We start from the raw sequence: 17436 nt of genomic DNA, 5'->3' as shown, positions 1-17436 counted from the left end.
CAGGGCGCCGGGCGGTGGTGACGTGATCGGCCTCGCCCGGGTGCCCCTGGAGCCCGACCCCGCGCAGGCGCGCCGGTGGCTGCAGGAGGAGCTGCTCGACCCCGTCTACCACCGCCAGGAGTCCCTGCTGCAGCGTGCGCTGGCGTGGGTGGTCGAGCAGCTCGAGACCATGCCGGGGATCGGCATGTCCCACGGCGCCGCGCTGCTGGTGGTGGTCGCCGTGGTCGTGCTGGTCGTCGTCGTCGCGCTGCGCGTGGCCGGGCCCGTCCGCGCCACCGCGCGCCGGCGACGCTCCGGGGTGCTGCACGCGGACGACCGCCGCACCGCCGCCCAGCTGCGCGACGCCGCCGACGCGGCGGCACGCGCCGGCACGTGGTCCCTGGCCGTCGCCGAGCGGTACCGGGCCGTGGTCCGCGACCTGGAGGACCGTGGGCTGCTCGACGAGCGACCGGGTCGCACCGCGCACGAGGCGGCCCGGGTCGCCGGCGCCGCCCTGCCCGCGCACGCCGACCAGCTGGCACGCGGGGGCGACCTGTTCGACGACGTCGTCTACGGCGAGCGGTCGGCCACCTCCGAGGACGACGCGGCCCTGCGTGCCCTCGACGAGGCCGTGCGCGCCGCGCGCCCCACGGCGGTCCCCGCGTGAGCGCCACGACCGCAACCGTCGGCGAGGTCCTCGGTGACGGGTCGACCGGGCGCTCCCGGGCGGCCGACCGGTGGCGGCGTGGCCGTCCGTGGCTCGTCGTGCTGGGTGTCGTGCTGGTGGGCGGTCTGGTCCTGACGCTGCCCGCGCCGCCGGTCAGCAGCACGCCGGGGGCCCCGGACAACCCCGGGGCCTCGGGCGCCCGCGCCGTCGCACGCGTCCTGGAGCGCCAGGGCGTCACCGTCGACCACGTGACGACGACGGCCGCCGCGCTCGCGGCCGCCCGGGGCGACGGCACCGTGCTCGTCGTCGGCGACCAGTGGCTCGTCGAGGAGCAGGTCGACGCGCTCGCCGCGCTCGACGACGACCTCGTGCTGGTCGACGCGGGATGGGCCCTGTCCCGCCTCGCGCCGGACGTCGCGACGAGCGGTGAGGCCGTGCCGCGCACGCGGCGCGAGGCGTCCTGCGACGACCCCGACGCCGTCGCGGCCGGCACCCTCACCGCGGCCGGCGGGTACGAGGACCTCAGCGGCGCCGCCACCACGTGCTTCCCCGCCGGCGGCGGGGGCGGGGCGTACCTGGTGCTGGAGCGGGACGGCCGGCGGATCACCGCGCTGTCCGACCTGCACCCGCTGACGAACGACGCGGTCGACGAGGACGGCCACGCGGCGCTCGCGCTGCGGGCGCTCGGCCGGCACGACCACCTCGTGTGGTACGTGCCGAGCCTCGACGACATGGGCGTCGTCGGCGAGCCCGGGTCCGGCACGTCGCTGCCGGACCTCGTGCCGTGGGTGCGCCCGGTCGCAGCCTGGCTGGTGCTGGTGCTGCTGGTCACCGTCGTGTGGCGCGGCCGCCGGCTCGGACCGGTCGTCGCCGAGCCCCTGCCGGTGGTCGTGCGCTCCGCGGAGGCGACCCGCGGGCGCGGGCGCCTGTACCGGCGGGCACGCGCCCACGGGCACGCCGCGGCCGCGCTGCGCGCCGGCACGGCCGCACGGGTCGCGCACCGGCTGGGCCTGCCGCGGTCCGCCGACGCGCCGTCGCTCGTCGACGCGCTGGCCCGGGCGACCGGGCGACGGGCGGTCGACGTCGAGTCGCTGCTCTACGGGCCGCCCCCCATTGACGACGCGGGCCTGCTGCGGCTCGCCGACGACCTGCACCACCTGGAGAGCGAGGTACACCGACCGTGACCGACGAGACGCCGCGACCCCCCGGCACCTGGGGCGTGCCGCAGGGCACGCCTGCCGCACCCCCGGCGACCCCCGCGGGCCCGCCCGCGTCGGCGGCGGGCCACCCGGCGCCGTCGTCCTCCCTCGCTGCACCCCCGGCCATGGCCGCGGGCGGGGACCTGCGGGCGTCGCTCGCCGCCGTGCGGACGGAGGTCGCCAAGGCGGTCGTCGGGCAGGACGCCGCGGTCACCGGCCTGATCATCGCCCTGCTGTGCCGCGGGCACGTGCTCCTCGAGGGCGTCCCCGGAGTCGCGAAGACCCTGCTCGTGCGGGCGCTGTCCGGTGCCCTGTCGCTGGGGACCAAGCGCGTCCAGTTCACCCCGGACCTCATGCCGGGCGACGTCACCGGCTCGCTCGTGTACGACGCCCGCACCGCCCAGTTCTCGTTCCGCGAGGGCCCGGTCTTCACGAACCTGCTGCTGGCGGACGAGATCAACCGCACTCCCCCCAAGACCCAGGCGTCCCTGCTCGAGGCCATGGAGGAGCGGCAGGTCACGGTCGACGGCGAGCCGCGGCACCTGCCGGACCCGTTCGTCGTGGTGGCGACGCAGAACCCCGTCGAGTACGAGGGCACCTACCCGCTGCCCGAGGCCCAGCTCGACCGCTTCCTGCTCAAGCTGCTGCTGCCGCTGCCCGAGCGCACCGACGAGGTCGAGGTGCTGGCACGGCACGCGGCGGGGTTCGACCCGCGCGACCTCGGCGCTGCGGGCCTGCGGCCGGTGGCGGGCGCCGACGACCTGGCCCGTGCCCGGGCGCAGGTCGCCCGCGTCCAGCTCTCGCCCGAGGTCCTCGGCTACGTCGTCGACGTGTGCCGCGCGACCCGGACGTCCCCGTCCCTGAGCCTGGGCGTCTCGCCGCGCGGGGCCACGGCGCTCCTGGCGACGTCACGCGCGTGGGCGTGGCTCTCGGGCCGCGACTACGTCACCCCGGACGACGTGCAGGCGCTTGCCCACCCCACGCTGCGCCACCGCGTGCAGCTGCGCCCGGAGGCCGAGATCGAGGGCGTCACGGCCGAGTCGGTGCTCGACACGGTGCTCGCCTCCGTCCCGGTCCCCCGCTGAGCCCGTGGCGCTGACGTCCCGCGCGGTGCTGGTCGCGCTCGCCGGCCTCGTGCCGGTGGCCCTGCTGCCCGCTCCCCTGACCGTGCTGGTGTGGGCGCTCGTCGTGGTGGTCCTGTGCGGCGTCGACGTCGCACTGGCGGCCTCGCCGCGCGAGCTGGCCGTCGCACGGCGCCTGCCGACCTCGGTGCGCCTGTCCGGCACGGTCGACGCCGTGCTCACGCTGCGCAACGCGGGACGCCGCACGGCGCGCGCGGTGGTCCGCGACGCGTGGCCGCCGTCGACGCTGCCGGGCGGGGACGACCCCGCGGGCGTCCGCACGCCGCGCCACCGGGTCGACGTGCCCCCCGGCGAGCTGCGGCGCGTCACCACGCGGCTGGTGCCGACCCGGCGGGGTGACGCCGTGGCGGACCGCGTGACGGTCCGCACGCTCGGCCCGCTGGGGGTCGCCGGGCGGCAGGCGTCGCTCGACGTGCCGGGGCGGCTGCGGGTCCTGCCCGAGTTCGCCTCCCGCCGGCACCTGCCGTCGCGCCTCGCGCGCCTGCGTGAGCTCGACGGACGCGCCGCGGTCCAGGTGCGGGGCGCCGGCACCGAGTTCGACTCGCTGCGCGAGTACGTCGACGGTGACGACGTCCGGTCGATCGACTGGCGCGCGACCGCCCGCCGGCGCGAGGTCGTCGTGCGCACGTGGCGCCCCGAGCGGGACCGCCACGTCATGCTCGTGGTCGACACCTCCCGCACGAGCGCGGCGCGCGTGCTCGACGGGACGCGGCTCGAGGCGTCGGTCGAGGCGGCGCTGCTCCTCGGGGTGCTCGCCGCGCACGCGGGCGACCGCGTCGAGCTGCTCGCCTACGACCGTCGCGTGCGCGCCCGCGCCGCCGACTCCCACTCCTCCCGCGTGCTCCCGGCGCTGGCGGAGGCCCTGGCCGGCGTCCAGCCCGCCCTCGTGGAGACGGACTGGCCGGGGCTCGTGGGGCAGGTGCGCTCGCGCCTGAGCCGGCGGGCGCTCGTGGTCCTGCTGACGTCGCTGGACCCCGCGTCCGTGGAGCAGGGCCTGCTCGACGTCGTCGGTGGGCTGACGCGGCGCCACCAGGTCGTCCTGGCGTCGGTCGCCGACCCCGAGCTGGAGCAGCTGCGCGCGTCGCGGCGGACCGTCGACGAGGTGTTCGACGCCGCCGCCGCGGAGCGCACGTCGCTCGAGCGGGCCGCGGTCGGCATGCGGCTGCGGCAGCGGGGGGTCGAGGTGGTCGAGGCCACCCCCGACGAGCTCGCGCCACGGCTCGCCGACACGTACCTCGCGCTGAAGGCCGCCGGACGCCTGTAGGGGCGCGGGCCCGTGGTGTCGGTGCCGGGGTCTACGGTCGGGACGTGCTGGACGACCGCGCCCTCAACCGTGCCCTGCTGGCGCGCCAGCACCTGCTCGCACGCACCCGCGACGACGTGCCGACCGTGCTCGAGCACCTCGTCGGGCTGCAGGCGCAGCACCCGTGGTCGCCGTTCCTGGGGCTGTGGAGCCGGGTCGCCGGCTTCACGACGGGTGACCTCGACGCGGCGCTGACGGACCGCACCGTCGTGCGGATCGCGGTGATGCGTTCGACCGTGCACCTGGTGACGGCGCGCGACGCCCCGGTGCTCGCGGCCCTGACCCGACCGGTCCTCGCCCGCGAGCCGGCCGCCAACGAGCGGCGGCGGGCGTCCCTGGCGGCCGTGGACGTCGACCGCCTCACGAGCCTGGCGGCGGCGCACCTGCGCGCGGGGCCCCGCCTGACGACCGACCTCGGGGCGCTGCTCGCCCAGGAGTGGCCGGCGGCGCACCCGCAGGACCTGTCGGCGTTCGCACGTGCGCTGCTGCCCCTGGTCCAGGTGACCCCGCGCGGTCTGTGGCGACGGCCGGCCGCCACAGCGTGGACGCTGCTCGACGCCTGGGTCCCAGGTGCGGTCCGCGAGGACGAGGTTCTCCCGTGCGACGACGACCGGCGGCGGGCCCTCGAGCGCCTCGTGCTGCGCTACCTCGGCGCGTTCGGTCCGGCGAGCGTGGCGGACGTGCAGGCCTGGTCGGGTCTGACCGGCCTGCGCGACGTCGTCGCCGGGCTCCGCGACCGGCTCGTCGAGGTGCCAGCGGCGCCGGTCCGCCCCGGTGGCCGCCCGCGGGTGCTGCTCGACCTGCCGGACGCGCCGCGCCCCGACCCCGAGGTGCCCGCGCCGGTGCGCCTCCTGCCGGACTTCGACAACCTCTGGCTGGCCCACGCCCAGCGCACCCGCGTCATCGACGACGAGCACCGCCGCCGCCTGCAGACGCGCAACGGCCGGCTGCCCGCCGTCGTCCTCGTCGACGGGCGCGTGCGCGCCACGTGGGCGGTCGACCGCGCACGCACGGGAACCGGCCGGGCCGGCCGCCGCGGCACGGCGACGCTGACCCTGACACCGCTCGAGCCCCTGTCGGCGGCGCAGCGGCGCGACGTGCTCGCCGCGGCGGAGCCGGCGGTGCGGTTCGTCGCCGACGACGCGGACGCGCACGTGGTCCGGCTCGCGGACTGACCGCGGACCGGCGGCGTCCTCACCCGGCGGTCGCCACCGTGTACCCCGCGCGGTCGGCGTCGAGGTCGCCGGTGTGGCCCGCGGCCACGGCCCGCCGGCCCAGTACCAGCACGTACACCCAGAACGCAGCGAGGACGACGACGCCCACGGCGACCTTGACGGGCCACGGCAGCGCGGACCCGGTGACGAAGCCCTCCACGAGGCCGGAGACGGCGAGCACCCCGACCAGGCCGATCGCGACCGTGAAGAGCGCGCGTCCCTCCTGCGCGAGGGCGCGTCCGCGGGTCCGGCCCCCGGGGTCGACCCACGTCCAGAACACCCGGAGCCCCGCGGCTCCCGCCACGAAGATCGCGGTGAGCTCCAGCAGCCCGTGCGGGGCGATGAGCTGGAGGAACACGTCCAGCCGGCCGTGCGACGCCATGAGACCGCCGGCGGCGCCGACGCCCACCGCGTTGGTGAACAGCACGTAGACCGGCAGGAACCCCGTGATGCCCGTCCCTACGCACATCGCCGCGATCCACGCGTTGTTGGTCCAGACCATCGCGGCGAACCCGGCGCCGGGGGCGTAGTACTCCTCGAAGGCGTGCTCGACGTACTGCTGCTGCTCGCTGGGCGTCCCCATGAGCGCGAGCGCCTCCGGGGACGTCGCCACGAGCACGCCCGTCGCGACGCCGACCGCCAGGAACGCCGCCATGACCGCGACCGTCCACCAGCGGATCCGGTAGAGCGCCGCGGGCAGGCGCAGCACGACGAAGGACGTGACCTCGGACCACGACGGGGCGTGCGTCCCGGACAGCCGGCTGCGCGCACGGACCAGCACCTGCGACAACCGCGCCACGGTCTCGGGGTCGGGTGCCGCCGACCGCACCGCCGACAGGTCGGTGGCGGTCGCCTGGTACAGCGCGACGAGCTCGTCGGCCTCGGCGCCGGTGAGGTCGCGGCGACGTGCGAGCTCGTCGAGACGCTGCCACGTCGGGGTCCGCGCGCGGGTGTAGGCATCGAGGTCCACGCCCCCAGCCTGCCACCGTCCGCGCCCTGCGCCGACGTCCGACCGTGTCCGTGCGACGCCGGATAGTCTGCGCGGGTGACCGCCGCGACCCCACGTCCCACGCAGCTGCAGGACGGCGTCGTGATCGGCGAGGGCGTCGTACTGGACACCCGGCCGGCGTCGGTGGCCTCGCGGCTCCTGGCCGCGATCCTCGACGTGCTCGTGCTGCTCGTCCTCGGCGTGGTGGCCCTGGTCGTCGCCGACAACCTGGCGATCCGCCTCGACGAGTACACGAGCCGCATCCTGGCGATCGTGACGCTCGTCACGATCACGGTCGTGCTGCCGACGACGGTCGAGACCCTCACGCGCGGCCGGTCGCTCGGCAAGCTGGCGGCGGGCGTGCGGATCGTCCGGGACGACGGCGGCGCGATCACCTTCCGCCAGGCCTTCGTGCGGGCCCTGACCGGGGTCGGCGAGCTGTGGCTCTCGCTCGGGTCCGTCGCGGTGATCTGCTCGATCGCCCACCCCCGGGGCAAGCGCGTCGGTGACGTCCTGGCGGGCACGTACGGCTCGCGGGTGCGCGCCGCCGCGCCGGTCCGCACCTCGGCCGTCATGCCGCCGCAGCTGGCCGGCTGGGCGGCGCACGCCGACGTGGCACGGCTGCCGGACGGGCTCGCGCTCGCGGTCCGGCAGTTCCTCGGGCGGGCCGCGCTCCTGCACCCCGGCTCGCGGGCGGAGCTCGGCACCCGTCTCGCCGCCGACCTGCGCCCGTACGTGAGCCCGCCCCCACCGGCCGGCACCCACCCGGAGGCGTTCCTGTCCGCGGTGCTGGCCGAGCGAGGTCGCCGCGAGACGGTCGTCGAGCTGGAGCGCGTCCGCCGCGAGCAGGTCGAGGCCGTGCTGCTGCGACGGCTGCCGCACGGCGTGCCCGACCCGGACGTCTGACCGCGCGCGGCGGCCCGTCACCCGCTCAGGAGGCCGGGCGCGCCTCGTCCACGAGCAGCACCGGGATGCCGTCGACGACCGGGTACTGCAGCGGACGCTCCGGATCGGTCGAGACGAGGACGGGCGACCCGTCCGCGGCCACGCCGTCGACGAGCTCGGCGCCCGAGACGGGGCACCGCAGCAGGGCGCGCGCCCACGGCTCGAGGTCGGTCGCGGGGCGGTCGGTCGACGTCATGCGATCTCCAGGGTCGGGGTGGTCCTGCGGCCGCGAGGGGCCGGCCGGGGTGCGTCAGCGGCGCGGGGCACCGTCGGGGCCGAGGGCGGTGCCGTCGCCGTCGACGACGAACCACGCGGTCGCCTCGCAGTCCGGGCAGGACGCGAACACGGCGGGTCGCCCGTCCGGCAGCGCGAGGCGCAGCCGGGTCAGGTCCCGTGCGCCGCACGCGTAGCACGCCGGCGCGGTCGCGGAGTCGTCGACCACGGGCCGGGTGATCGAGCCGAGGGGCTCGTCCGCCGGGGGCCGCCGGTCGCGCGGGGCGCTCACGGCTGCTCGCCCTGGGCCGACCCGGGCACGACCCGCAGGTGGCCGCGCCGGCGCGACGTCTCGGCCGCCGGGGTGCTCACGGGCGCCAGCGTCGGCGCCGGCTCGGGCGCACGGCGCCGTCCGGCCTCCCGCACCGCCTCGGCGAGCGCCACGAGGTCGTCGTGGCTCGGTGCCGCGGCCTGCAGGTCGGGCAGCAGCCGCACGACCTCCCACCCGCGCGGTGCCGTCAGCCGGTCGGCGTGCTCGACGCACAGGTCGTAGGAGTGCGGCTCGGCGAGCTGCGCGAGCGGGCCCAGCACGGCCGTCGAGTCGGCGTAGACGTAGGTGAGCGTCGCGACCGCAGCGTGCGGGCACGCCGTGCGCGAGCACTGCCGGACGGATCTCACGAGCAGACGGTACCCCTGACTGCCCGTCGGGCGTCACGCGCACGTGCCGCGTGTCGGACGCGCGCGCGCCGGCGGGGCCCGTGGCTACAGTGACGGGGTGAGTCCGCTCGGCCCCCGTCGCCCGTCCGCACCCGGTGAGGGCGGCCGCACGCCCGCGCTGCGGCGCCGCTCCACGGGCGTCGCGCCGCCGGTCGTCGCGGCGGCCCCCGTGCGCCGGCGCGACCGTCGTGGGCGCGGCCTGCGCGGCCCCGTCCTGCCGATGAGCACGCCCGGCTACCGGACCCGTGCCGAGCGCTTCGACGAGCTCGTCCTCGACGCCGTCGAGGACCTGGAGCGGCGGTGGGCGCGCCAGATCGACGGTGCGGAGTTCGCGGTCGAGGACGTCCCCCCGTCCAACCCCGCCCCGTGGGAGCACGGCGGTGTCCCGCTGGGCCGCTACTTCCCCGCCGACGCCGGCCTGCCGCACCGCGTCGTCGTGTACCGACGGCCCGTGGAGGCGCGCGCGTCCGACCCCGCGGACCTGGCGGACCTCGTGCGCGACGTCGTCGTCGAGCAGGTCGCGCACCTCCTCGGCCGTAGCCCGGAGGAGGTCGACCCGGGCTACGACGACGGGCACTGACGTGCGCGCACTAAGGTGACCGTCGATGACCACGCCCCCCTCCCCCGAGCCGGTCGACGTGCGCACCCCCGCGCGTGACACGGCTGCCCCGCTCGTGCGGGTCGTCTGCGTCGTGTACCACCCGGGCGACGAGCTCGACCGCTTCACGACGACCCTGGCCACAGCGTCGAGCGCGCCGGTCGAGCTCGTCGTCGTCGACAACGGCACCGACCACGACGTCGCCCGGACCGTCGTCGACCGGGTCGGGGGACGCCTCGTGGTGCCCGGCACCAACGTCGGCTACGGCGCCGCCGCCAACTTCGGGGCCGCGGGGGCTCGGACGCCCTGGATCGTCGTGGCGAACTCGGACATCGAGTGGACGCCCGGCGCGCTCGAGCGGCTCGTCGCCGCCGGGGACGAGCAGCCGAGCGCCGGCGCCCTGGGCCCGATGCTGCTCAACACGGACGGCACCACCTACCCGTCGGCGCGGGCCCTGCCGTCGCTGCGGCAGGGCGCCGGCCACGCGCTGTTCGCGCGCATCTGGCCCGGCAACCCGTGGACGCGCGCCTACCACGCACGGCAGGAGTCGACCGGCGGCTACCTGCGCGAGGCCGGCTGGCTGTCCGGCGCGTGCCTGCTGCTGCGACGCGAGGCGTTCGAGCAGGTCGGCGGCTTCGACGAGTCGTACTTCATGTTCTTCGAGGACGTGGACCTGGGCGAGCGCCTCGGCCGCGCCGGGTGGGAGAACCTCTACGTGCCGGACGTGCGTGTCACGCACGTGGGCGGCACGTCGTGGCGCGAGCGGCCCGCGCCGATGATCCGTGCGCACCACGCCAGCGCACGCCAGTACCTCGAGCGGCGGTACGGCCGCTGGTACCAGGCGCCGGTGCGCTGGGCCCTGCGCACCGGCCTCGGGGTGCGCGAGCGGCTGCAGATGCGCGACGCCGCCGGCTGAGCCCCGGCCGGCTCCCGCGTGGTGTCAGCCGCGGGCGAGCCGCGCGTCCTCCCGGACCGCGAGGGCGGGCGACGTGCGCGGCACCGTCACCGGGTTCAGCGTCGCGAGCAGGGGGCCGTCCTCCTGCTGCACCGTCAGCGCGACGGCCCACGCGAGCGGGACACCGCCGTCCGGCTCCAGCTCCACGGCGGCGGCGTCGGGCGCGAGGTCCGCGACGTCCCACGCCCCGGTCGTGCCCGCGTCGACCCGCACCCGGTGCTCGGACAGCACGCGCCCGTCGCGGCCCAGCACACGCAGCGTCGCGGACCCCTCGCCGTCCTCGTCCGCCGACCCGCCGACGGCACCGACGACGACGCGCGCCTGCACGTCCCGCGGCAGGGCGACGGTCCCGTGCTCCCCCACCACGGTGGCCGGGGACCACGCCCGCTCGACCCGCGGGGCGTCGTCGAGCACGCCGGGTGCCCCCGTCGCGGACACCACGCCACCGGCGACGACGGGCACGTCCGCGTCGACGACGACGGTGTAGGCACCGGCCGGCAGCCCCCCGAGCGGGACGTCGGTGACCTCGCCGGCGGTGAGCGGCACGCGCTGCGCGCCCGGCAGGTCCACCGGGCCGTCGGCGCCGAGGAGCACGAGGCTCGCGGTGGTGCTCGCGTCGCCGGGTGCCAGCAGACGCAGCATGGGCGCGTCCGGGCCGCCGACCTCGGACTCCGCCGCGACGAGGCCCGTGACCACCTGGCGTGTCGCCGGCGGCGCGCCGGGCACGACGAGGTCCGTGCCCGCGGGCGTGAACCCGCGCACGGCCGTGTCCTGCACGTGGGCGGACACCATGCCGCCGGTGACCGTGACGTGCACGACCAGCGCGGCCTGGTCGGCCGCGGCGCCGCCCAGGTCGACGGTCTTGGTGGCCCCGGGGGCGACGACGTGCTGCGTCGTGGTCGGCTCGACCCGCCCGTTGGGACCGAAGAGCTCGAGCTCGACCTGGGCGGCCGTCAGGCCGGGGTTGGCGAGCACGAGGGTCGCGGTCGCCCCGACGGCCGTCGACCCCCCGACGAACCAGTCGTCGCTCGCGGGCGCGCGGCACGACGCCGCCGCCAGGCCGCGGGCGTCGCCGGCGGAGACGACCGACGTGCTGGTGGCCGCGACGACCGGCGGTGCGTCCTGCGGTTGCGCGCGGACCACGAGGGGCGCGGCGACACCGTCGAGGTGCAGGGCACCGCCCCCCGCCGCCAGGTCGCCCACGGCGTCGGCGCCGCCGAGGGGCAGGACCGCGAGCGAGCCCGATCCCGGGGTGGTGACCGCGTCGAGGCCCACCTCGGGAGCCACCGGTGCCGGGTCGAAGGCTGCGTCGCCCCGCTCGGTCCGCTGCGACAGCAGCACGGGTCCCGGGCACTGCAGGGTCGCCGGGGTCGGTGCGACGTCCACCTCGGCCGCGGGCCGCGGGACCGGGTCGGCGGCACCGAGGTGCGCGGCACCCGCGAGGGCACCTCCGGTCAGGCCGAGCACCAGCAGCCCGGACGCGGCACGCAGCACGCGCGCCACGACCCGCTCGCGCGCCGGCGCTGCGGGCGTCGCCGTGGGACTCGTCGGTCCGGTCACGTCCGCACCCCCCGCCGGCGCCGCAGCGGGACGGCCAGCAGCACCGTCACGAGCGTGGTCAGCCCCAGGGCGGCGAGCCAGGCGGTCCGGTAGGGCACGACGTACCGCACCTCGAGCGCGCCGCCGTCCGGACCCAGCTCGAACGCCTGCCGCCACCCGGCGTCCACCGGCGCGAGGCGGCGGCCGTCGAGCCGGGCCTGCCAGCCGGCGTCGGCACGCTCCGCGAGCACGAGCACGCGGGGGCCGTCACCCGCCGGCACGACCGTGTCGACGGTGCGGCGGTCGGCCGCGACGGCCGACGCGTCAGCAGCCGCCACGTCGGCGGCGCCCGGGTCCGCGCCGTCCGCCAGCACGCGGGCCCAGGACGCGTCCGGCCCGTCCTGCGCGGCGCGGACGCGCCACAGCGTGCCGGATCCCTCGTGGGTGACGCGCTCGAGCCCCGCGGTCGCGTCGAGGACCCCGACGAGGCGGGCGCGGGCGTCGCGGCTCGCCGGTGCGTCGTCGCCCGCCGCGGGCACGAGCAGGTCGCCGACCCCGAGCGCCGTGAGGTCGGGCGCGACGTCGCCGGCGGCGCCCTGCACGAGACGGGCGGCGAGCGCACCGACCTCGTCGCTCGCGGCGTCCGGCCCCTCGGGCAGCGGGGCGGAGAGCGTGCCGCGCAGGGTGCGCGTGGCGACGCTCGCGGCGTGGTCGACCAGCTGGTCGCCGTCGGCGCGCAGCAGGGACCAGTCGACCGCGCCGTCGGCCCCGACGCCGAGCGCGAGCACCCGCGACGAGGCCGCGGAGCCGGCTCCCTGCTGGCCCACGACGGGCACGACGGGGGTGGCCGAGGCCCGCAGCGGGACGGCGTCGCCCGTGCGGGCGGTCCACGCCCACCCGACGGTCGCGGTCGTGACGGCGGCCACGGCGACCGCGGTGGCGAGCGCCACCACGGGCTGCCGCCAGCCGAAGGAGCGCTCGGCGAGCGTGGCGGTGAGGCGGTCGCTGCCGAGGACCGCGGCCCCGAGGAGCCCGAGGGTCGTCAGCGAGACGGTGGCACCGGTCCACGCGGGGACGACCGCGTCCGAGGTCACCGACGCGGGCAGGACCGCCACCGCGGCCCCGGACGCGACCCCGGCGGCGGCGACCGCCCAGCACACGCGCACTCCGCGGGCGACGCTGCGCCCCCGGAGCAGCGCCGCGGCCGCGAGCGCCAGGAGCACGGCACCCGTCAGGTACGGCCAGGCCGCCGCGAGCGCGTCGGGGAGCACGTCGGGGACGAGCGCCGACGGGTCGGCGGGCACCCCGAGGACGCGCGCGAGCGCGGGCGCCGGCGGCACCGCCGCGGTCGGTCCGGGGTCGGCCAGGAGCAGGCGCACCCCGGCGACGCCGCGGACCCCGGCCTCCGCGAGCAGGGGTGCGAGCAGGACCAGGGCGGGGACCAGGACGCCGACGACACGCACCCGGGAGCGGGGCACGGCGCACGCGACGACCGCGAGCAGCACGACCGCGGGGACGAGCAGCACCGGGGCCGCCGCCACCGCCACCGCGAGCGCGAGGGCCGCACCGGCGGCCGCCGCGACGGAGCCCGTCGGGTCGGGTGCGCCGACGAGCGCCGGCACGTCCTGCGGCACCTGCGCGACCGTGGCACGGGTCGACGCCACCGGCACGACACCGGAGACCGGCGCACGCGGCGACGGGACGGCGGCGACGGCCGGCACCCCGCGCACCGGTGTCACGACGTCGATCTCGCCGTCGGCGTCGTCCGCGGGCACCGGACCGGAGCCGTCGACGACGGCCGCATCGATCCACCGCCGGCCGGCGGCGCGTGCCGCCGCCTGGGCGGCGCGCTCCTCCGCCGCGGCGTCCGCGTCGGGGGCACCGTCGTCGCGGCGCGCTGTCGCGACCGCGGACTGCACCTGGTCGACGCGCTGGACCCCGACGGCGCGCGCGAGACCCAGGGCGACCCACGGCAGGGCGGCGTGCGCGACGACGGCGCCGACCCGCCCGTCGCCGATCGCGAGCAGCAGCGCGGGCGCGGTCGCCCAGACCACCGCCGCCCACGCGCGCACGCCCGCGGAGCGCGTGGCCGCGCCCGCGGCGGCCCACGCGCCCGCACCCGCGACGACCACGCCGCCGAGGACGAGGACGCCGACGGCCGCACCCGGCGACCCGCCGACCGGCAGCGCGAGCGCGGCCAGGACGACGAGGAACGGATCGGCCGGGCCCGGTGCACCGAGTCCGCCCGCGACCCAGCCGGACGTGGCCGCCGCCCACAGGTCCTGCCAGTCGGTGGTCGTCCGGGCAAGGGCGTCCCCCACCAGCGGGGCGCCGGCGGCGACCGGTCCCACGAGCCGTCCCACGGCCGTGACGGACAGCAGCGCGAGCGCACCCACGAGCACGGCCAGCGTGACGCGGCGCCGTGTCGCGACGCCCGCCAGCTCCCGCAGCTCGAGCTCGCTGGGCGCGCGGACCACCCGCCGGGCCTCGAGGCGTGCGAGCCTGCGGTCGCGGGACTGGCGCCACACGTCGCGCCACGTGGCCTGCAGCGGGCGCAGCGTGCGCCGGGACAGGACGCGCGTGGCGCGCGCCGTGCGCCGGGACCGCACGACGTCGCGCGGGCGCAGGAGCACCACCAGCGCCACCCGCAGCTCCGCGACCGCGAGCTGCGGGTGCTTGGCGGCGACCTGGCCCAGGCTGCGCAGCACCGCGGCGACGACGGTGAGCGCCACGACCACGGGCACGAAGGGCAGGGGGGCACCGACGAGCCGCTGGTGCAGCAGCGAGCGCCGGCGGCCCGCGAAGGAGCGGGTGGGGTCGGCGGTGTCGGGCTCGCCGTCACCGTCGAGGTCCACCTCACGTCCGGGTACCCGGTCCGCGCGGGCCGCGCCCCCGCGGGCGGGGCGCAGGCCGTGGTACGCCGCCTGGGCGTGCCGCACGACCGCGGTCGGCACCACGACCACCCGGTGACCGGCCAGCCGCGCCCGGCGCGACAGGTCGAGCCCGTCGCCGTAGGGGCCCAGCGCGGGATCGGTGCCGCCGAGGGCGTCCCACACGTCGCGCCGCACGAGCGCACCGGCCAGACCGACACCGAGCACGTCCGTGCGGCCGTCGTGCTGGCCCTGGTCCAGCTCGCCCGGCTCCACGTCCGTCATGCGGCGGCCCGAGCGCGTCGTGCGGACCCCGACCTCGAGCAGCCGTTCGGGGTCGGTCCACGTGCGCTGCTTGCACCCGGCGACCGCGACGGACGGCGCGTTCGAGACGGTGCGCACGAGGCGCGCGAGCGCCGCGGGTGCCGGCGCGCTGTCGTCGTGCAGGAGCCACAGCCACGGCGTCGGACGCTCGTCGAGGGCCTGCGCGAGGATCTCCAGACCGGCCCGCACCGCCTCACCGAACGTGCGGGCCTGCGGCACGCGGACCGTCGACAGCCGCGGCGTGGGGGCGGAGACGCCGACGAACGCCGCGTCGAGCAGGGCACCGACGTGCTCGTCGTCCGGCGCGACGTCGACGACGAGGACGCGCAGCGGACGCCGGGACTGCTCGGCGAGCGCCCGCAGCGTCACCGGGAGGTACGTCGTGGCACCGCGCGTCACCACGACCGCGGTCACCGGCGTCGTCACCGGTACCGCGGCGGTCGTGATGGGGTCCACGGGGGACAGCGTCTCAGTCATGCTCGCGCCATCATGCCGTCGTGGGGCCACGACGAGCGGCAGGCCGCCCGGTCGTGGCGCGCCGCGGCGACGCAGCGAGCACCGTCAGACCACGCGTCGCTTCAGCTTGCGCCGCTCGCGCTCGGACAGCCCGCCCCAGATCCCGAAGCGCTCGTCGTTCTCCAGCGCGTACTCGAGGCACTCGGAGCGCACGTCGCACTGCGTGCAGACCTTCTTGGCCTCCCGGGTCGAGCCGCCCTTCTCCGGGAAGAAGGCCTCGGGGTCGGTCTGGGCGCACAGCGCGCGCTCCTGCCACCCCATGGGGCCGTCGTCGTCGGGGGTGCCGAAGATCGGCAGCACGTTGGACGCGGCCTGGACGGGTGCGGGTGTGGCGACGTCGTTGGGGAAGCTCTCGTCGTCGAGCAGGTGCCACATACGTGCCTCCGCGGGAAGTCGTGCTCGGTGGTGCTCGTGCCGGCCGGGTGGTGCCAGGTGCGTCGTCCTGCTGATGGCGTCCGACCCGGCGTGTGCGGCGCGGAGGCCGCGACGTGCAACGCGTCGATGAACCACTTCTCAGGAATTACACGCGTGTCGTTCGCGCTCGTCAACCGGGGACGTGCTAGATGCCCGAGTTGTCCGGGTGAAAGTTCCGTGACGTCGGCGTGGCGTGCCCGCGAGTCTAGCCTTGGGCCCCATGGGGACTCCGACGCACCGCCCGCCGACCGACGTCAGCAGCCTCCTGGAGCTCCTGCAGCGCGACCCGGGACGACCGCGGATCACGTGGTACGGCACCGGCGGGGAGCGCGTCGAGCTCTCCGGCGCCGTCCTGGCGAACTGGGTGAGCAAGTCCACCAACCTCCTGGTCGAGGAGGTCGACGCCGCACCGGGGGTGCGCGTCCTGCTGGACCTGCCGCCGCACTGGCGCGCGCTCGTGTGGGCGCTCGCGTCGTGGCGCGCCGGTGCGTGCGTGGTGCTGGACGCGGACGGCGCCGCCCCCGACGGCGTACCGGTCGACGTCGTCGTGACCGACCGCCCGGCGCCGGCGACCGAGCGCGCGCCGCTGGTCGTCGCCGTCGCGCTGCCGGCGCTCGCGCGCTCCTTCGACGCGCCGCTGCCCCCCGACGTCGTCGACGGCGCGGCGGTGCTGTCCTACGCGGACGTGGTCACCTGGGCGCCACCGACCGACCCGGGCTCCCCCGCCCTGGTCACCGCAGGCGCGACGGTGGGCCACGCCGGGCTCGTCACCGACCCGGGCGGCCCCGCGGTCCGGGCCGCGCTCGTCGCCGACGACCTGCCGACGCTGCTGCGCGCCGCCCTGCAGGTCTGGGCCGCCGACGGCTCCGTCGTGCTCGTCGACCGCACCACGGCCGACGAGCTGCGGGCCGACCCCGCCCGTCGCGCCCGGGTGCTCGGGTCCGAGCAGGTCACCGACGACCGGTTGACGGACGCCGCCTCACCCGCGTGAGACGGCGAGCCGCCACAGCGCACGGCGGTCGACCGCCCGCGGCGCGGCCAGCGTCGCCAGCGCGTGCAGCCGCGACGTCAGCCGCCAGCGCGCCGCGCGCTCCGCACGCCGCCACCCGAGGGCCCGCATCTGGGCGGCCGCGTGGCGGAAGTAGGCCACCTCGCCGTCGAACCGGTCCGTCCCGGGCGACGACGCGCTCGCGTGCCGGCGGTACAGGAAGCAGACCTCCGACTCCAGCAGCAGGCCCTCGCCCGCCGCGACCATGTCGATGACGAGCGCGAGGTCCTGGATGACGGCACGCCCCTCCTGGAACGGCGTGGCGAGCAGCGTCTCGCGCCGGAACGCGAGCGACGGGAAGTACATCCAGTCGCCGTGCAGCAGGCTCACCGCGAGATCCTCGCCGGACAGCAGCCGCCCCGTGCCCCGCGGCCGCAGCACGGCCTTGACCCGGTCGGCGAGCGGCGTCGCGGGCGCCCCCGAGGCGTCGATCACCCGGACGCCCGGCTGGATCACCGCCACGTCCGGGTGGGCCGCGTGCGCCGCGAGCACGGTGCGCACGTACCCCGGCAGCAGCACGTCGTCGCAGCCCGGGAGCACGACGCGCTCCTGCGTGGCCAGCTCCGCGCACGTGCGGAACGTCGCCGTGATCCCCTCGTTGCCGTCCTTGCGGACGTAGCGCACCCGGGGGTCGTCGATCGTCGCCATCCACTGCTCGACGGTCCGGTCGGGGTAGGCGTCGTCGACCACGGTGAGCAGCCAGTCCGGGCTGTCCTGGGCCAGCACGCTGCGCACGGTCTCCTGCAGCAGGCGCGGGTCACCCCAGTACGGGACGAGGATGTCGAGCGGCACGGGGGAAGGCTAG

At 77.8% G+C, this 17436-nt stretch carries 17 protein-coding genes; 9 read left to right on the top strand and 8 right to left on the bottom strand.

What is annotated here, in order from left to right:
- Positions 1-22: 22 nt before the first annotated feature.
- From Cph01nite_RS07145 to Cph01nite_RS07125, 5 genes are read left to right on the top strand one after another with little or no spacing between them, the layout of a single operon-like run.
- Positions 23-646, top strand: coding sequence for a DUF4129 domain-containing protein (locus Cph01nite_RS07145; RefSeq protein WP_203672677.1), 624 nt, complete (start codon positions 23-25; stop codon positions 644-646).
- The gene (locus Cph01nite_RS07140; protein ID WP_203672675.1) at positions 643-1830 is read left to right on the top strand and encodes a DUF4350 domain-containing protein; all 1188 of its coding nucleotides are present in this window, start codon (positions 643-645) and stop codon (positions 1828-1830) included. The genes Cph01nite_RS07145 and Cph01nite_RS07140 overlap by 4 nt, the downstream gene beginning before the upstream one ends.
- Positions 1827-2930, top strand: coding sequence for an AAA family ATPase (locus tag Cph01nite_RS07135; protein WP_275407389.1), 1104 nt, complete (start codon positions 1827-1829; stop codon positions 2928-2930). Before Cph01nite_RS07140 ends, Cph01nite_RS07135 begins: the two co-directional genes overlap by 4 nt.
- A 4-nt stretch (positions 2931-2934) precedes the next feature.
- Positions 2935-4251 (top strand): DUF58 domain-containing protein, encoded by a 1317-nt coding sequence (locus tag Cph01nite_RS07130; RefSeq protein ID WP_203672674.1) that lies wholly within the window; start codon positions 2935-2937, stop codon positions 4249-4251.
- A 44-nt stretch (positions 4252-4295) separates the two neighbouring features.
- Positions 4296-5465 carry a winged helix DNA-binding domain-containing protein gene (locus Cph01nite_RS07125; protein ID WP_203672672.1) on the top strand — a complete coding sequence of 390 codons (1170 nt, stop codon included), beginning with the start codon at positions 4296-4298 and terminating at the stop codon, positions 5463-5465.
- A 19-nt stretch (positions 5466-5484) separates the two neighbouring features.
- Here Cph01nite_RS07125 and Cph01nite_RS07120 read toward each other — a convergent pair whose 3' ends face one another.
- Positions 5485-6474 carry a stage II sporulation protein M gene (locus tag Cph01nite_RS07120; RefSeq protein ID WP_203672664.1) on the bottom strand — a complete coding sequence of 330 codons (990 nt, stop codon included), beginning with the start codon at positions 6472-6474 and terminating at the stop codon, positions 5485-5487.
- A 75-nt stretch (positions 6475-6549) separates the two neighbouring features.
- On the opposite strand from Cph01nite_RS07120, the gene Cph01nite_RS07115 reads away from it, so the two are divergent.
- The gene (locus tag Cph01nite_RS07115; protein ID WP_203672662.1) at positions 6550-7398 is read left to right on the top strand and encodes an RDD family protein; all 849 of its coding nucleotides are present in this window, start codon (positions 6550-6552) and stop codon (positions 7396-7398) included.
- A 25-nt stretch (positions 7399-7423) separates the two neighbouring features.
- On the opposite strand, the gene Cph01nite_RS07110 is transcribed toward Cph01nite_RS07115, so the two are convergent.
- Genes Cph01nite_RS07110 through Cph01nite_RS07100 form a run of 3 tightly spaced genes read right to left on the bottom strand, consistent with a single transcriptional unit; the run spans position 7424 to position 8328 of the window.
- Positions 7424-7633 carry a Trm112 family protein gene (locus tag Cph01nite_RS07110; RefSeq protein WP_203672660.1) on the bottom strand — a complete coding sequence of 70 codons (210 nt, stop codon included), beginning with the start codon at positions 7631-7633 and terminating at the stop codon, positions 7424-7426.
- Positions 7634-7687: 54 nt separating this feature from the next.
- Positions 7688-7942: a hypothetical protein gene (locus tag Cph01nite_RS07105; protein WP_203672658.1), complete on the bottom strand. Its 255-nt coding sequence runs from the start codon at positions 7940-7942 to the stop codon at positions 7688-7690.
- Entirely contained in the window at positions 7939-8328 is a 390-nt protein-coding gene (locus Cph01nite_RS07100; protein ID WP_203672657.1) for a DUF3499 domain-containing protein, read from the bottom strand. Before Cph01nite_RS07100 ends, Cph01nite_RS07105 begins: the two co-directional genes overlap by 4 nt.
- Positions 8329-8425: 97 nt before the next feature.
- Here Cph01nite_RS07100 and Cph01nite_RS07095 point away from each other — a divergent pair, with 97 nt between their 5' ends.
- Together Cph01nite_RS07095 and Cph01nite_RS07090 are read left to right on the top strand one after the other, a co-directional pair.
- Positions 8426-8947, top strand: a complete 522-nt coding sequence (locus tag Cph01nite_RS07095; RefSeq protein ID WP_308439423.1) for a metallopeptidase family protein — start codon at positions 8426-8428, stop codon at positions 8945-8947.
- A 25-nt stretch (positions 8948-8972) separates the two neighbouring features.
- Positions 8973-9881: a glycosyltransferase family 2 protein gene (locus tag Cph01nite_RS07090; protein WP_203672656.1), complete on the top strand. Its 909-nt coding sequence runs from the start codon at positions 8973-8975 to the stop codon at positions 9879-9881.
- A gap of 24 nt (positions 9882-9905) precedes the next feature.
- Here the strand turns inward: Cph01nite_RS07090 and Cph01nite_RS07085 are convergent, their stop codons facing one another.
- The 3 genes from Cph01nite_RS07085 to Cph01nite_RS07075 all read right to left on the bottom strand — a co-directional run bounded on the left by Cph01nite_RS07085 (position 9906) and on the right by Cph01nite_RS07075 (position 15544).
- Positions 9906-11480 carry a DUF5719 family protein gene (locus Cph01nite_RS07085; RefSeq protein WP_203672652.1) on the bottom strand — a complete coding sequence of 525 codons (1575 nt, stop codon included), beginning with the start codon at positions 11478-11480 and terminating at the stop codon, positions 9906-9908.
- Entirely contained in the window at positions 11477-15130 is a 3654-nt protein-coding gene (locus tag Cph01nite_RS07080; RefSeq protein WP_203672650.1) for a glycosyltransferase, read from the bottom strand. Before Cph01nite_RS07080 ends, Cph01nite_RS07085 begins: the two co-directional genes overlap by 4 nt.
- A gap of 84 nt (positions 15131-15214) precedes the next feature.
- Positions 15215-15544, bottom strand: a complete 330-nt coding sequence (locus Cph01nite_RS07075; RefSeq protein WP_275407388.1) for a WhiB family transcriptional regulator — start codon at positions 15542-15544, stop codon at positions 15215-15217.
- Positions 15545-15803: 259 nt separating this feature from the next.
- Here Cph01nite_RS07075 and Cph01nite_RS07070 point away from each other — a divergent pair, with 259 nt between their 5' ends.
- Entirely contained in the window at positions 15804-16574 is a 771-nt protein-coding gene (locus tag Cph01nite_RS07070) for a TIGR03089 family protein (protein WP_203672648.1), read from the top strand.
- Here the strand turns inward: Cph01nite_RS07070 and Cph01nite_RS07065 are convergent.
- Positions 16563-17423, bottom strand: a complete 861-nt coding sequence (locus Cph01nite_RS07065; RefSeq protein ID WP_203672646.1) for a glycosyltransferase family 2 protein — start codon at positions 17421-17423, stop codon at positions 16563-16565. The two genes, Cph01nite_RS07070 and Cph01nite_RS07065, sit on opposite strands and share 12 nt — an antisense overlap.
- Positions 17424-17436: the final 13 nt, after the last annotated feature.

Origin of the sequence: Cellulomonas phragmiteti (assembly GCF_016862775.1) — a bacterium.
In the GTDB taxonomy this organism is placed as follows: Bacteria; Actinomycetota; Actinomycetes; order Actinomycetales; family Cellulomonadaceae; genus Cellulomonas; species Cellulomonas phragmiteti.
The sequence above is the reverse complement of the archived record's forward strand: the minus strand, read 5'-3'. Positions and strand labels throughout refer to the sequence as shown.

Coding starts and splice junctions, on each gene's coding strand:
- Cph01nite_RS07075 (WP_275407388.1), bottom strand. CDS start 15,544: ATGTGGCACCTGCTCGACGACGAGAGCTTCCCCAACGACGTCGCCACA.
- Cph01nite_RS07070 (WP_203672648.1), top strand. CDS start 15,804: ATGGGGACTCCGACGCACCGCCCGCCGACCGACGTCAGCAGCCTCCTG.
- Cph01nite_RS07090 (WP_203672656.1), top strand. CDS start 8,973: ATGACCACGCCCCCCTCCCCCGAGCCGGTCGACGTGCGCACCCCCGCG.
- Cph01nite_RS07110 (WP_203672660.1), bottom strand. CDS start 7,633: ATGACGTCGACCGACCGCCCCGCGACCGACCTCGAGCCGTGGGCGCGC.
- Cph01nite_RS07080 (WP_203672650.1), bottom strand. CDS start 15,130: ATGACTGAGACGCTGTCCCCCGTGGACCCCATCACGACCGCCGCGGTA.